Annotated in this window: 11 protein-coding genes and 1 pseudogene; 8 read left to right on the forward strand and 4 right to left on the reverse strand. The window is 51.1% G+C overall.

All coding sequences use genetic code 11. The features are described from left to right. The first annotated feature begins 103 nt into the window (after positions 1–103). Positions 104–2848 carry a TcfC E-set like domain-containing protein gene (locus tag D5398_RS17025; RefSeq protein WP_162940781.1) on the forward strand — a complete coding sequence of 915 codons (2745 nt, stop codon included), beginning with the start codon at positions 104–106 and terminating at the stop codon, positions 2846–2848. Further along, entirely contained in the window at positions 2845–3627 is a 783-nt protein-coding gene (locus D5398_RS17030; RefSeq protein WP_120508683.1) for a DsbA family protein, read from the forward strand. Before D5398_RS17025 ends, D5398_RS17030 begins: the two co-directional genes overlap by 4 nt. 185 nt (positions 3628–3812) lie before the next feature. Here D5398_RS17030 and D5398_RS17035 read toward each other — a convergent pair whose 3' ends face one another. The 3 genes from D5398_RS17035 to D5398_RS17045 are packed head-to-tail and all read right to left on the reverse strand — an operon-like array spanning position 3813 to position 6606. Next, positions 3813–4526: a DUF554 domain-containing protein gene (locus D5398_RS17035; protein WP_120508684.1), complete on the reverse strand. Its 714-nt coding sequence runs from the start codon at positions 4524–4526 to the stop codon at positions 3813–3815. Then, positions 4523–5110, reverse strand: a complete 588-nt coding sequence (locus D5398_RS17040) for a UbiX family flavin prenyltransferase (protein WP_120508685.1) — start codon at positions 5108–5110, stop codon at positions 4523–4525. Before D5398_RS17040 ends, D5398_RS17035 begins: the two co-directional genes overlap by 4 nt. Further along, the gene (locus tag D5398_RS17045; protein WP_120508686.1) at positions 5110–6606 is read right to left on the reverse strand and encodes a UbiD family decarboxylase; all 1497 of its coding nucleotides are present in this window, start codon (positions 6604–6606) and stop codon (positions 5110–5112) included. The genes D5398_RS17040 and D5398_RS17045 overlap by 1 nt, the downstream gene beginning before the upstream one ends. 186 nt (positions 6607–6792) lie before the next feature. Here D5398_RS17045 and D5398_RS17050 point away from each other — a divergent pair, with 186 nt between their 5' ends. After that, positions 6793–7683: a LysR substrate-binding domain-containing protein gene (locus tag D5398_RS17050; RefSeq protein ID WP_120508687.1), complete on the forward strand. Its 891-nt coding sequence runs from the start codon at positions 6793–6795 to the stop codon at positions 7681–7683. Positions 7684–7946: 263 nt separating this feature from the next. Here D5398_RS17050 and D5398_RS17055 read toward each other — a convergent pair whose 3' ends face one another. Beyond that, the gene (locus tag D5398_RS17055; protein ID WP_244216780.1) at positions 7947–9242 is read right to left on the reverse strand and encodes a porin; all 1296 of its coding nucleotides are present in this window, start codon (positions 9240–9242) and stop codon (positions 7947–7949) included. A 678-nt stretch (positions 9243–9920) separates the two neighbouring features. Between D5398_RS17055 and D5398_RS17060 the strand changes: the two genes are divergently transcribed. The 5 genes and pseudogenes from D5398_RS17060 (at position 9921) to D5398_RS17080 (ending at position 13961) form a co-directional block, all read left to right on the forward strand. Beyond that, a complete protein-coding gene (locus D5398_RS17060) occupies positions 9921–10382 on the forward strand; it encodes a PTS sugar transporter subunit IIA (protein WP_120508688.1) in 462 nt (153 codons plus the stop codon). A 167-nt stretch (positions 10383–10549) separates the two neighbouring features. Beyond that, the gene (locus D5398_RS17065; protein ID WP_120508689.1) at positions 10550–11287 is read left to right on the forward strand and encodes a (Fe-S)-binding protein; all 738 of its coding nucleotides are present in this window, start codon (positions 10550–10552) and stop codon (positions 11285–11287) included. Further along, positions 11278–12702 (forward strand): annotated as a pseudogene (locus tag D5398_RS17070) (LutB/LldF family L-lactate oxidation iron-sulfur protein). The gene D5398_RS17065 and the pseudogene D5398_RS17070 overlap by 10 nt, the downstream one beginning before the upstream one ends. Next, the gene (locus tag D5398_RS17075) at positions 12695–13384 is read left to right on the forward strand and encodes a LutC/YkgG family protein (protein ID WP_120508690.1); all 690 of its coding nucleotides are present in this window, start codon (positions 12695–12697) and stop codon (positions 13382–13384) included. Before D5398_RS17070 ends, D5398_RS17075 begins: the two are co-directional and overlap by 8 nt. 106 nt (positions 13385–13490) lie before the next feature. Then, a complete protein-coding gene (locus D5398_RS17080) occupies positions 13491–13961 on the forward strand; it encodes an ECs1072 family phage-associated protein (protein ID WP_120508691.1) in 471 nt (156 codons plus the stop codon). The last annotated feature ends 197 nt before the right edge of the window (positions 13962–14158 follow it).

Below are 14158 nucleotides of genomic sequence, written 5' to 3' on the forward strand. Positions count from 1 at the left end.
GTTTTATCCATACAGGCGGGGATCTTTCCGCCTGTATTTTTGGGAGACCACAGGGATGTATAGCTTCAGGAGAGGTCCGTGTTTATCAGTCTTAGCCGCTTTGGTGTTAGCGGGCATAGCGGCCAATGCACATGCTGGCGTAAACGTTCCGCCGGGTTTTGAAGATTTGGCTCGGGGGCAGCAGCTGTGGCTGGATGTTTCCTTATACGGTGAACCGATGGGATTGTTTCAGCTCAAAGTCGATCTGGACAACGTCACATTCCAGAAACCGGACGATCTGATGGCAGTCATCAAGGAAAAGTATAATAACGACCCGGCACTTGCGAGGCTGCTGGCCATGTCCCTTCGTGCGCCGCTTAAGCGTAATGACAATTTGTCATGCAAGACGACCGGGAAAACCGAAGGGTGTGACTTTATCGCTACCAAAACGGTGGCCGTGATTTATGATGAAAACAATGCAAAGCTCAGTCTCTTTCTGCCTGCGCATTATCTTCCTCGTGAACAAATCCCCGACATATATTATCAGGCTACCCCTGAAAGCAGCCGGGCCCTTATTCACCAGCAAAATCTTAACTTTGTCGCTGACCAGGACTTTCAGTCCGCCTCGGTCCAGGGTAATGGCACGCTGGGGGTCACACAAAATGGCTATGCGAACCTTGACTGGTTGTGGCAGGGGCAGCGTTATCGCACGGAAAGCCAGCAACATGCGCAGGTGAATAACGCGTATTTCCGGCAGGACTTCCTCAAACGCATGTACGTGCAGGGCGGTGTCATGGATTCCCGTGACATCTTCAGTAACGCAGGCGGCAATATCAATCTGAGCTTATTGCCTATTGGCCGGATCCAAGGGCTAAGAACAGGCTCAACCCAAGCCTGGGTTAACCAAAGTCAGGTTTCACGGGGAACCCCCGTCACGGTCTTCTTATCGACAGACTCACGTGTCGATGCGTACCGCAATGGTCAGCTGTTGTCCTCTTTTTATCTTAAGGCGGGCATGCAGAAACTCGATACGCGCGCCTTTCCGACGGGCAGTTACACTGTCACGCTCAGGATTTATGAAAGTAACCAGCTGGTCAGAACGCAGACGGTACCCTATACCGGGACGGGTGACCCGCAACAGAATACGTTTGAGTGGTTTCTCCAGGGGGGACGCCTGGACACGGAAGAGGGCTATCAACGCGATGGTAACCCGCCTGTCATCCAGGGAGGTGTCAGGATCCCGCTATCCACCGGGCTGTCACTGACACTTGGCAGCACCCTCTTAAAAGACGTTCAGTATTATGAGGCAGCCGCCGACTGGAGCCATGGTTTCAGCAGTGGCCCGCTGGACGGTTTGCTCACCTCCCGGGCCAGCTTCCTCTACGGCAGTGATGGCTCACGCGGGAATATGCAGCAAGTGACTTACAGTGACGGCTTTTCCCTGAGCTTTTATCGTTCGGCGATGATGGCCCCGGACTGTGATAGCTCAGGCGACAGTCAGCATTACGGAAGCTACAGCGGTTGCAGCGAAAGCACCAGCCTGACGTTCTCCGTCCCCGTCCATCAGTGGTATCTCAACTTAGGCTACTCCCTGGAAAATAACCAGGGGCGGTATGTCTATCGTAACCAGCTGCCCGTCGACGACGAGGGCGTTCGTGACGGCGCACCTTGGGACAGGATCTACTTTTCTCGCTATAGGAGCCAAACGTGGCAGGCCGGTGTCAGCCGGTATTTCTCAGTGGCGGGCATCAATATCAACAGCAACCTCAACGCATTCGTCCGTAACAACACGGGATACACCGCCAAGGACAAGGGGATATTTCTGAGCATGAACATGTCGTTTAATGGAAACAACGGTATCAATGGCAGACACAGTACCTCTTCCTTAGGGGCGAGCTGGCAGCATAGCAAACGCGACGAGGACCGGCTGGGATACAACATGGCGTACAGTCGTTACCTGGATGAAGGCGGAGAAAACGAACTCGGTGCCGCCGTGAGTGGGATCAATACCGACTCGTCTACCTTATCGGCCTATGCCCGCTCTGGCGGACAATTGGGAAATGGTTCACTGACGGTAAGCGATGCCTGGAACCGGGATTACGGTGGTCATTCCCTTAGCACGAGCGGGAATTACAGTTCGTCAGTGGCGCTCGGTCAGGGCGGATTTTACTGGGGACGCTGGGGAGATGGCACGCCATCCTCAGCTTTTACCGTCGGCGTTGATACACCAGAGGATGAGGGTGAAGGAGCAAGAGTGAATGTCGCCGTGGACGGCAGTGGTCAGGCGGATGTCAGGGGAAACAGCCGGGCCCTCTTTACCGTACCCGGTTTTCGGGAAAGCACGCTAAGGGTGACCGAATCCGTGGGCGTCACCGAAGGGGCGGGCAGCGCAATTAATCGCGGTGCCGGCACGCGTTCTGTGTTCATGCAACCGGGGAGAATGTACCGCCGCGATGTCGGCATCACCACCCATTACACCTGGCTGGGCAGAATGCTCGACAGTGCCAGCCGCCCCCTGGAGGGCGGGATCCCGCTGAATGTGGCGTCCTGGACGCCGCTCGGGCAGGGGGGATTCCTGATGGAAACAACACAGTTGCTCAAGGTGGTGTTTGTGATGAAAGACAGCGAGTTCTGGCGGTGCGGTCTTAAGGTGAAATCCATGCGTGACGTGGTGCGCTGGACGGGCACCTCGCTGTGTACCAACACGACGATGGCGAAGCTGACCGAGGGTAAAGAGTTTTACTGGAGGGGAATGAATAACCGCGGCATACAGCGTCGGGTAGCCCGCTTTCAGTCACGCCGGAGAAGAACGTCAGTCATCCTGCACCTGCACCTGCACCTGCACCTGCACCTGCCGCGGGCGCCGTGATTTATCCTTCTGAGGACGTCGCAAAGGCTGAAGGGAAGACACCATGTCCTGTTGCAGCGAACAAATTTACTGCCTCACAGCAGGCCGAGATTGAAAAAATCATGTCCGACTACCTGGTTGCGCACCCTGAAATTCTGGTCAAGGCGGGGGAGACACTGCAGGCACAGCAGGCGGCGCAACGAAAAGTGGCGATGGCGCAGGCGGCGTTCGAAAATTATACCGAGCTGACTGCCGACCCCGATACCCCATCCTATGGACCTGCGGATGCAAAAGTGGTCGTGGTGACATTCTTTGATTATCAGTCTGTCTGGAGCCACCGATTGTCTTATGAAATCGACAGAGTGATGAAGTCTAACCCTGATGTCCGCGTCGCGTTTAAGGAATGGCCGATATTGGGGGCGCGCTGGCCGGCTTCTGTCGAAGCGGCACGAACCGGGCTGCAAATCTGGTATCAAAAGGGGCAAAATGCCTATCTGGATTACTACCATGGCCTGTTTGCTATTGGGCACACGGAAGGAGAACTGACGACAGCCGATATCCGCAAAGTGAGCTCGGAAGTGAAGCTCAACACTAAGAAAGCGAAGGACGTGGACGCCGTACTGGAAAGAAACGACATACTCTCACACAAGGTCGGGTTTAGCGGGACGCCCGCCGTACTCGTGATGCCGGTGGTAGGTGGAGATGTGAACACCATCACGGTCATACCGGGCTATCCGTCAGAGGGCGAGCTTCAGGCCGCGGTGAAGCTTGCACGGGAAGGGAAAAAAGTGGTGAATTGACGGCGTTTTGTCGCCACTACCTAGCTTAGGAAAGCAACCGCCAGGAAGCCCGCTATCTGCTGATGGCAAAGCTTCCTGGCGAGTGACGTCACCCCCCTTACACAAGATGTGTTTGTGAGGGTAAAAATTCTCCTCCACCCTTAGAAAAGGAACAGGGCACAATGACGGCGACCCGCCTGTTGTGCTTAAAATACGCTACTCCAGATATGCGAAATGGGCATCGCAAGAACCAGAGCGGGCAGCATATTTGCCACGGGGAACACCTTGATGCCGCAAATACGAAAACCAGTGGCCACCATCAATACCCCGCCCACGGCTGAGAAGTCCGCCTGCATTTCCGGTGAGGTAAAGGGAAGAATAAAGATGGCCCCGTAGGCCAGCACTAACTGAATGATCAATTGAGGGACACAGATTAACGACACCGCTACACCCAGGGTCGTAGCAAAGATACCGGCGGTGAACAAATCGAGAAAGGATTTTGCAATGAGTACACTGGCATCACCGGTCATCCCTTCATGCATCGAACCGAAAATACCCGTTCCGCTGGCACAAAACAGCACGATGATCGCCACATAGCTTTGCAGAAATTTTTCATCCGATTCGCCTGCGCTCGATTTCGAAAACACCGACGCGATGCCCCGTGCCTTTCCGCCCAGAATGGCAATGCCTTTTTCGAGATAAATTAATTCACCTATCAGTGCGCCAAGAATGATGGAAAGCACCATTACGGGCATGTGACTGACTTTCATCACCAGGATCACACCCATGCACATCGATGCCACACCAAACATGAGAGGCATGGAGACGCGCAACCGTTCAGGTAATCGCGTGCCCAGTACTGCGCCTACCCCCCCTCCGATGAGCACGGCAGAACCATTGATAAAGGGACCGATGATCATATTATTTTATCCTTTTGACTCAATGAAATATCTTTCCCCCAGCGTGGCATGCCCTCGCACTCAACATTCAAAAGGCTAAGCGCGCGTGCCGCACTGTGGCGTATGATTTCGTCAACACTCTGTGGTTTGGCATACAGGGCAGGAACAGGGGGGAAAATGATCCCCCCCGCCTCTGTCACGTGTAACATGTTACGAATATGACCCATGTGAAGGGGCGTTTCTCGCACCATGAGCACCAACTTGCGTCTTTCTTTCAGAATGACATCAGCCGCTCTGGTCAGCAGGTTGGGTGTGATCCCGTTGGCAATCGCCGCCAGCGAGTGCATGGAGCAGGGCGCGATGATCATACCCATCGTTTGGAAAGACCCGCTCGCTATGGCACACCCGATGTCTGTATTGGAGTACACCACATCGGCGAGGGCATTGACGTCTTCCTCACTTAAGGGGGTTTCATGCTCCCGATTTATGTGCCCGGCAGCGGAAATCACCAGATGGCTTTCAACATGCATCTGACGCAGCAGGCGGAGCACTTCCACCCCGTACCGAAAACCCGAGGCACCGCTAATGCCGACAACGACCCTCATCAGCCCCCCTTACTGTCTGAAAAGCCCGGAATGAACCTGTCCACATCCACTTCAAGAAACTCGCTACGGTGGAAGCTGCCTTTCATCGCAAACGGCACGGTACAGTCAAAGATCGCTTTGCAGGCAATGCCATGTGCTCTGATGGAAGGACTGAAGGCCGGATCTGAAGACGGATCAAGTGGATGGCAACGTACGCCAGGAATGAAAATCGTACTCACGTCACCCTGATATCGTGTGGTCATCGCCCACATCACGTCGTTCATATCAAAGATCTCAATGTCTTCATCCACCAGGATCACGTGTTTGAGCTCTGAAAATGCGGAGAAGGCGAGTAATGCAGCCTGGCGCTGGCGACCCTCATCATTCATGGTGCTTTTCTTGACCTGAATGACAGCCAGGTATTTGCCCGTGCCTGGAGAAGGGCAGTGGACGTTCTGCACAAATCCTGGCAGTGCACGTTCAACCATGGAAAGAATGGATGCTTCCGTCGGGATCCCCGCCATGTTGGTATGCTCATCACTTGGGCCAATGCAGGTCTGTAAAATAGGGTGTTGGCGGTGGGTGATCGCTTTTACCTTAATGACCGGCAATTCGGCCTTGGCTTCGCCTGTGTACCCCGGGAATTCAGGCATGGCTTTGCCTGTATTGGTGTTCTGGTCTTCCCGTATGCGGACATTTGGCAGTAATTCACCTTCAATGACCACCTCAGCATTGGCGATCGCGCGGGCGTTCACGCTGACGCATTGAGAGAGCTCTACCGCCTGCCCCCGGAGTGCACCGGCGATGGACAATTCATCGAATCCCAGCGGCGTTGTTGGCGGTTCGAAACAGGCCGCAATTTCAATCGCCGGATCCACGCCAATACTGATGGAGATAGGCATAGGTTGATTGCGGGACTCATATTTCTGACGGAAGACATCAAGATGACGACCCGGTACAAAATACATGGTGATTTCGTCTTTGCTCTGTACACATAGGCGGTGGATGGTCACGTCGTGCTCACCGGTATCTGGGTCAGCCCCGTAGCACATTCCCAAGGTGAAATAAGGACCGGCATCTTCTGGGGTATTGGTCGGGGCGGGCAGAAGTTTTAAAATATCAAAGTCCGGATCGCTTGCGAGGTGAACCACCTCCTGGCACTTGGCATCCTGCGGCGCAATAACGACAGGGGGGATGGGATGAGCCACTGAATCACGCAGCGCAAAAGCCAGCTTTTCCGGGGTGGTGCCCAGCATACGAGATACCCGTTTGCGGGAGGAAAGCAGCCCTATCAGCACGCGCATATCGGTATAGCCTTTAATATTATTAAATATCATAGCAGGACCCAGCTTTGTTGGCCGCTTACATGTCCCATGCGCCCCAACATAACGATATATCCCTGAGAGCTCTGCAATAGGATCAACCGGTTCATCCGTGGAAATCACTTCATTTTCATATTGACTGAGTAAGTCCAGTGCGGAACGTAAATCTGTTACAGGTTTCGGGCTAATATTCATTAGTTTTTCCTTTTGTGTTAAATGAATGAAAAACGAAACAGGTAAATATATATTTATAGAGAGAGGTTGCCTGTATGCTTAATAACATCCACTTGGACTGTAAATTCTTTGTTTGCATAAGGATAATAATCTTTTACGTGTGATTGATAAGAGTTCTTTATCGTCGCTTTTTAAGAGGGTAATAGTATGGAATACAGGCACTTAATCTCGTTCTCTGTGCTTGCTGAAGAGTTGCATTTTGGAATTTCCGCACAAAAGTTGAATATTACTCAGCCTGCGTTAAGTCAATATATTAAAGGAATGGAAAGTGAACTTAAAATACAGCTATTTAAAAGAACAAACAGGCAGGTCGCCCTGACAGATGAAGGGAGGCAATTGCTGGAGCCAGTACGGTTGTTAATTAAAAACTATAAAAACGTTAAAGACGTAGCGCGAGGTTTACAGGCAGGAGAACATGGGATCCTCAAACTAGGCTATGTGGGTTCCTCTATTACCGATCCTGTTTTGTCGGTGCTGATACAAGGTTATAAAAAAGAATTTGGGAATGTAAAATTAATTTTGGAAGAGCACAACGTCTGTGACCAAATAGCACTGCTAGTAGATAATCTCCTCGATGTCGCCGTGGTGAGAATGCCCATATCACAACATGAACACTTAAAGTATTGCACGATTTCTACCTGTCCACTCATTGCCGTGCTGCCTGAGGATCATAGGTTGGCTCAAAACGGCACGATCCCACTTGCCTCACTCTCGTCAGACCCTTTCTTCATTCAGCAAGATCCTCCCGGCGTAGGATTAGGGTGGTCTACATTGGATGCGTGTTTTCAGGCCGGATTTACCCCCCAAGGCGTGAAGCTGACGCAGGATGTTTCAACCGCAATTGGCATGGTCTCCATGGGCATGGGGGTGACATTGGTGCCGCAAACACAGAGCACCGTGAAAATCCCCAACGTGACATATTGTCAACTTGAAGGAGAACCCACGCTGACCACGCTGTCGCTGGTCTGGTCATCACGCACTAAAAACAAGTTAGTTGTTGACTTCATCCATTTTGTGAAGGAAATCCTGCGTGTATGACATGACTTCGCGGCTTAAGATCTTCTTCTGGTTGTCCGATAAAGGCAGCGTAGGGCGCGATCACGCTCAATCCTGGGGAGAGGGTACGCAGAGCGTTTGGGTCATAAAAGGTATGTACGGGACAGGGTACGTATAGAGTGGTTCAACGCGATATCAACCACCGGCTGGCGTCGTGTCTCTTTCATGATTTGCCTGCCTTCGTTGTCGCGGGCGACATGCCGAAAACAGGCAATGACGGGAGGGGAATGAAAATTTTTGGCTTATTAGATGAAGATACGCAGGCCAACAGCCGTCAAATGGTCATCGGTGTTCCAGTCTTTATTGTCGTTACCCCATGCTTTTTCGTAACCGTACTCAACATAGGTCACCGCATTTTTACCTAACCAATAATCGGTACCGAAAACGGCAGATTCGAAATGCTGCCCTTCCATTGCGTCTCCCCCTTTTAACCAACTGTAATCTGCATACACGCCCCATTCCGGGGTGATCTTGAACTGAGAATTATACTCAAGGCCAAGGAGGGTTTCCTGGGCGTTGCTGGTTGTTTGGTTATGTCGATAGCTGCCGAGCGTTGCGGCCTTTACATCATTAACTTTATTAACATACCAGGTAACCTGGGCGCCGTTAGACCAGGCATGATCGCCAACGTTCGCCGTGTATTTGGTGGTGGCCCCTACCGAGTAGGTATTCCCGTCATACGAGGCACCGTCGTGATCGGTATAGACATAGCAATGCCCGCTGCTGACTAACGTGCAATCCGTCACCGTGCCGCTATTGACGGTGTAATTGTTATAAGCCACCGCGCCTGATACAGAGATCCCATTATCCCAAAGATATTGCCCGCCAAGCGCCGCCCCCCCATGGACATTCGCAGAACCGTCGCGATAGGCATCATGTAATTTCGGACCGTCACCGTAGTCAGCAAAACCAATACTGTCTACCGTATCGTTTCCTTGTCCCATCAAGCCGAGGGTGAGATGGTCATCGCTGTAATAATAAATCGCGGCAGAGTTAATGATGTCGGTCGACATGCCGGCGGTGTTGTGTTTACCCTTGCCGCCCCACGCATAGGTGGTATCAACCCCCAGCGCCCAGTCGGTCGGTGCGTATTGCTTACCAAAGGTGACAATACCGTATTCATCACTCCCTAAACCGGCATAAGCCTGGCGGGTGTAGACATCGTTGCCCTGGTCATCCGTGGCGGAATCTAATCCATGAATGCCGGTTTCATAATAGCCTAATGAAAAACTGTCTCCGCCGTTGAAATCAAAATTATGACGTACCGCTACCCCTAGCCGGGAGTCGTTGTTTTGAATGTCATGCTTTTGAGAGTGTTTCGAATCCGTTTTCCCAAACATACGGACCGAGCCCAGTACACCGACTGACGTATCGGCATCACTCCAGACTGTCTCCCCTTTCGTCTGGGTGGCGGTATATGCCGGCGCGGCCTGTAAAGGCGTTTCGTTATCTGCCGCCATTGAGGCACCGTCGGCGAGGACACCGGTCGTGATCACTAATACCAGGGGGGCGTAGCGTTTCATGTATTTTGAATGGACCATTGCTTAATCCTTCTCTGTAAAAATGTGCCTAATGAAATAAAGAGATGAAGTGAAAGTTAATAAAAAAGGTTGAATGTAAAATCTTTTCCCTGCAGTTCATGAATAAGGGCTAACACGACTGAATCATTCTGTAGACGTCATTATTTCTGCCAATTAAAAATGAAAAGGCATATGAGACATCAATCACAGTTGATGATTTTTTATTTAAAATAAAAGCTCTGTTGAGAATGCGTTTAAATTTAAGTTAAGCCTCCTAATAAGATGAGAGGAAAGGGTGTGGGATTATTGTCATTAAATTAACCGCAGGTATTATTATATAAAGACAAACTGTTTCGATTATCGGCCTTGACTATCTAAAAGATGGAACTTCTGCACAATTTTACAATATGATTCAATTGACTTAGCGAAGGCGGGTAATTCCATAATGAAAATGAAAGAAAGTGTGATATTCATTCAGGTGTTACCTGGATCACTTATTTCACCTGCATGGAGTCATAAGATTTTGAACATTATCGCCGCCTGGTGGTGGGTATGGAAATTGCCGAAGATAGGTGGGAGATAACGCGTCTTATTATGTAACCCCATGATGTATAGATAATTTTAACCCTCCAATATTTTTTTGGGTTTTCTTTTATAAAAGATGCACATGTCGCGGATGAGGACTGTGAGGATCACGGTATGTTTTTAGGTAAAGAGACGATTTTTCTGGATAAAAACTTCTCGGGTAAGGAAGCTATATTTCGGTTTCTGGCTGTGCAAGCCGAAAAACAAGGATGGACTGAGGATGCAGCGGCATTAGAAGCAGATCTGTGGACAAGAGAAAATGAATACCACACAGGATTTGATGGGAAAATTGCCATGCCTCACGTGAAAACAGCCAACGTAAAAGAGTCCGGTGTCATGTTTATAAGGTTGCCCAAATCGATAAATTGGGAAGGTCACGATTCGGGCCTGATAAAACTCGTCTGTGCCATTTTTATTCCTGAAAAAGGGGCGCGGCGCTTACATCTGCACATTATAAACGAGCTCATGTGTCAGATCATTGATGATAAGTTTCGCCAAATTTTATTAGAGGCGATAAATGCCCAGGAAATATTCAATTTCATGAGCGACCGGATTACGGAAATGGATGCACTTTAAACTCCTCTGTGTGGCTACGCGTAATCAGAATCGATGCGATGTGCAAATAACAGGGTCAGTAAGGCCCACGTTAAGAGTGCGCGTTTCCTCGGGTGAGAGAAAATTAATGTAATCCGTTGGGGGAAACCCATACCGACTGCCCCCGTTGTCTTCCTGAGGAGGGAAGGATGAATGTCAATTTCTATGTCACCTGCTTAGGTGATGTACTCAAGTTCCGGACGTCCCGAGATTGTGTGCTCTTGCTTGAAAAGTTGGGCTGTCATGTCCATTTCCCCGACAAGCAAGGATGCTGCGGGCAACCGGCGCTTAACAGTGGTTATACACGGGAATTCATTCCCGCTATCAAGTCGCTTATTTGCGCGCTCGAGGAGAATGAATTTCCCATCGTCTCGCCCGCAGGTTCGTGTGCCTATGCCATAAAAAGTTACCCGAACTACCTTGCCGGCGAACCTGACTGGGCGGCAAGAGCCAGGCGTGTGGCCGCGCGAATGCGGGATCTAACCTCGTTCATCGTCAATGACCTGGCAATACAGGATGTGGGCGCACGCCTTCAGGGGCGCGCCGTTTACCATCCTTCCTGCAGCTTGTTTCGCAAAATGGGGATCAGGGAGGAACCCCTGATCCTGCTTAACCACATCCAGGGACTCGAGCTACTCCCCTTATCACACGCAGAGACCTGCTGCGGTTTTGGTGGCACTTTCTCGGTCAAGATGGCGGATGTGTCGGGGGAGATGGTGAAAGAGAAGGTCAGCCACATTATGGCCGCAAAACCGGATTTTCTCATTGGGGCTGATATCAGCTGTCTGATGAATATTGGCGGGCGGTTGGCCCGAGAAGGGCACTCGGTCAGAGTCATGCACATTGCCGAGGCGTTGATGTCTTGCGAGGAGAAAGCATGTCGGTAAAAACCAGTCATTTACCTTATGAAACCCTCATCCGGCGTCAGGTGGAAGACGCCGGCATGCAGACTGCTATCGCCAATGCTCAGGATACCATCAGTGCCAACAGGCAGAGAGTACTCGATGAACTGGGGGATACCCAAAGCTGGCGGGACAGGGCGGCGCAGCTACGTCATTACGTTTTGGAGAATCTGGATGCTCTTCTTTAGCAGTTGTCTGAGAACGTGACGCATCACGGCGGGCATATCTTTTTTGCAAAAACGAAAGAAGAGGCAACGGACTATATCCTTGGGGTTGCCCGCGAGAAACAGGCCAAAACCGTCGTTAAAGCCAAATCTATGGTCACAGAAGAGATCGGTCTTAATGATGCCTTTGCCGCCGAAGGCATCCAGGTAACCGAAACCGATCTTGCGGAATACATTTTGCAAGTGGCCCGAGATGCGCCCTCACACGTTGTCGTGCCTGCCATTCATAAAGACCGGCACCAAATCAGGCAGCTTTTTCATGACCGACTGGGTTATGAAGGCTCTGAAACGCCGGAAGAGATGACCCGCTTCGTTCGGACATTTATCCGGGGTGAGTTTTTTAAAGCCGATATTGGGATCACAGGGTGTAATTTTGCCGTGGCAGAAAGCGGCTCCGTCTGTCTTGTCACCAACGAGGGCAATGCGCGTCTGTGTACGACTCTGCCAAAGACTCATATAGCGGTGATGGGGATGGAACGGATCGTCCCCGAATTCCGGGATGTCGATATCATGATAACCCTGCTGGCGCGCAACGCCGTGGGCCTCAGGCTGACAGGCTACAACACCTGGTTAACCGGCCCTCGTCAAACCGATGAGAGTGACGGTCCGGAAGAATTCCATCTGGTCGTCGTAGACAATGGGCGCTCAGCAGTGCTTGGTTCCGCGTTTAATGACATTCTGCGGTGTATTCGTTGCGGTGCCTGCATGAATACCTGTCCTGCATATCGACATATTGGCGGTCAGGGGTACGCGTCGATTTATCCCGGCCCCGTGGGTGCCGTACTCACCCCACTGCTTGAAGGGTATCAGGATTTCAGCTTCCTCCCACACCTCTGTTCGCTGTGTACCGCGTGCGATGCCGTTTGCCCGGTCAAGATCCCCCTCTCAGCCTTAATCCGTAAACACCGTGAGGAAATGGTCAAACAGCATATCCCGCCAACGAGCGAACGGATGGCCATTAAGGCATTCAGCTTCCTCAATAGTCATCCGAGCCTTTGGAAAATAGGGATGGTGGCCGGGGCGCCAATGGCGCATTGGTTTATCCGCAAGGGGCGTGCTCCCTTGAATATCGGGGTACTCCGTGAATGGACCCGGACAAGGGATCTCCCGACCGGCGACGGGGAAAGCTTCCGGAGCTGGTTTCGCGATCATCAAAAGGAGCGCAAAAATGACTGAAAAAATAGCATTCCTGTCCCATCTGGCATCGCAGCTCGGGCGCCCCCTGCGCACCGTGCCCGCTTCCCGACCTGAGCCGGTGAACCGGTTGCCGGAAACTCGCCTGACCGGGATGACCGCGGAGGACCTGCTTGCTTTATTTTTAATTCGCTCAGAACAGGCCGGTAACCGTAACTGTGTCACAACCTCAGCGCTGCTCACGGGGCTGGTGGCTGACCTATGCCGGGAATATGGGACACCGGTGGTGCTAGCAGACATGGACGGGAGCGGGCTGCCTGACTTTCGCTCAATTCTTCAACCGACGCACCATATTGCTGTTCAGTCACCTTCTGAAGGTAATAAGAACACCCGTAACGCGCGCAATGCCAGGACGGGCATTGTCTATGCCGAGTACGGGCTGGCAGAGTCAGGAAGTGTGGTGCTTTTTTCCTCGCCGCGACAGAGCCGTAGCTTAAGCCTGTTACCTGAAACGACGCTGTTTATCGTAAGAAAAAGCGCACTTATCCCGTCGGTTGCCCAGTTGGCTGCTCGGCTCGATGCGATGGTGGAACTGGGCTTAGTCCTGCCGTCCTGCATCAATATTATCAGCGGCCCAAGCTGCACCTCAGATATTGAACTTATTAAGGTGATCGGCGTTCATGGCCCAGCGAACTCGGTCTGTGTCGTTATCGATGATGAATGAGGCGTGGGTATGGAAGCCGAAGTCAACGCGATGACAGATTTTATCCCCTCTCTTTCCTGCGTAAGTGCGAAGGATTGAGACGCTAATGAGCAAGAGGACGTAACCTATGGGCATTTCGATGACAGACATGGCAACGCTTTTTGAACAAGTGCATAAAAATGTCAAACACTCAGTGGGCATCTCCGAAAAGGTCAATTCAGACCAGGACGTGAAGGCTTGCATTTCTCACCGGACGCTGATGATATTTAAATTAGACCTTATCTTATTTGCTTACAAACAGAAAATGGATGAGCACAGGTTTATTCTTTATGGCAGAAATGCCTTAGCCTCATACCTTTTCACTCATTACAAGGTTCCGTTCACGGAGGCTAAATCGCTTTCTTTGCATGATGCACTCACCCTTATTTTACCGGATATAAACGGCGAGGAAATTTCGCAAAAATTAATGACTGCTTTACTGAATATCGACGGGGTGACCTTTCATTTTCATGAAACACAAAAACATTGCGTTAATAAAATTATGTTCGATGACAGTGAGTGGGATCCCGAATTGTGCGATGCGTTGTTTTTGAAATAGGGTGATATTGACGTGGGATTAACGTTTCGAGAATACGCAGTTTCAACACTTTTTCGCTTTCAAACGGTTTGCTTTCATTAGACGTATTCTTTCAACAGGGGGATTGTCCAAATTGATTCAGTATGCCACGCACCCTCATTGAAATTGGGACAGCATTTATTTGTCATTATGGGGCGGGGCAGTTTGGCGGAAATTCC

This window comes from Rahnella bruchi, assembly GCF_003614975.1.
Lineage (GTDB): Bacteria > Pseudomonadota > Gammaproteobacteria > Enterobacterales > Enterobacteriaceae > Rahnella > Rahnella bruchi.

Excerpts from the sequence above, each read along its gene's own strand:
- D5398_RS17035 (WP_120508684.1), bottom strand. The coding sequence starts at position 4,526 with ATGATCATCGGTCCCTTTATCAATGGTTCTGCCGTGCTCATCGGAGGG.
- D5398_RS17040 (WP_120508685.1), bottom strand. The coding sequence starts at position 5,110 with ATGAGGGTCGTTGTCGGCATTAGCGGTGCCTCGGGTTTTCGGTACGGG.
- D5398_RS17045 (WP_120508686.1), bottom strand. The coding sequence starts at position 6,606 with ATGAATATTAGCCCGAAACCTGTAACAGATTTACGTTCCGCACTGGAC.
- D5398_RS17050 (WP_120508687.1), top strand. The coding sequence starts at position 6,793 with ATGGAATACAGGCACTTAATCTCGTTCTCTGTGCTTGCTGAAGAGTTG.
- D5398_RS17055 (WP_244216780.1), bottom strand. The coding sequence starts at position 9,242 with ATGGTCCATTCAAAATACATGAAACGCTACGCCCCCCTGGTATTAGTG.
- D5398_RS17060 (WP_120508688.1), top strand. The coding sequence starts at position 9,921 with ATGTTTTTAGGTAAAGAGACGATTTTTCTGGATAAAAACTTCTCGGGT.
- D5398_RS17065 (WP_120508689.1), top strand. The coding sequence starts at position 10,550 with ATGAATGTCAATTTCTATGTCACCTGCTTAGGTGATGTACTCAAGTTC.
- D5398_RS17075 (WP_120508690.1), top strand. The coding sequence starts at position 12,695 with ATGACTGAAAAAATAGCATTCCTGTCCCATCTGGCATCGCAGCTCGGG.
- D5398_RS17080 (WP_120508691.1), top strand. The coding sequence starts at position 13,491 with ATGGGCATTTCGATGACAGACATGGCAACGCTTTTTGAACAAGTGCAT.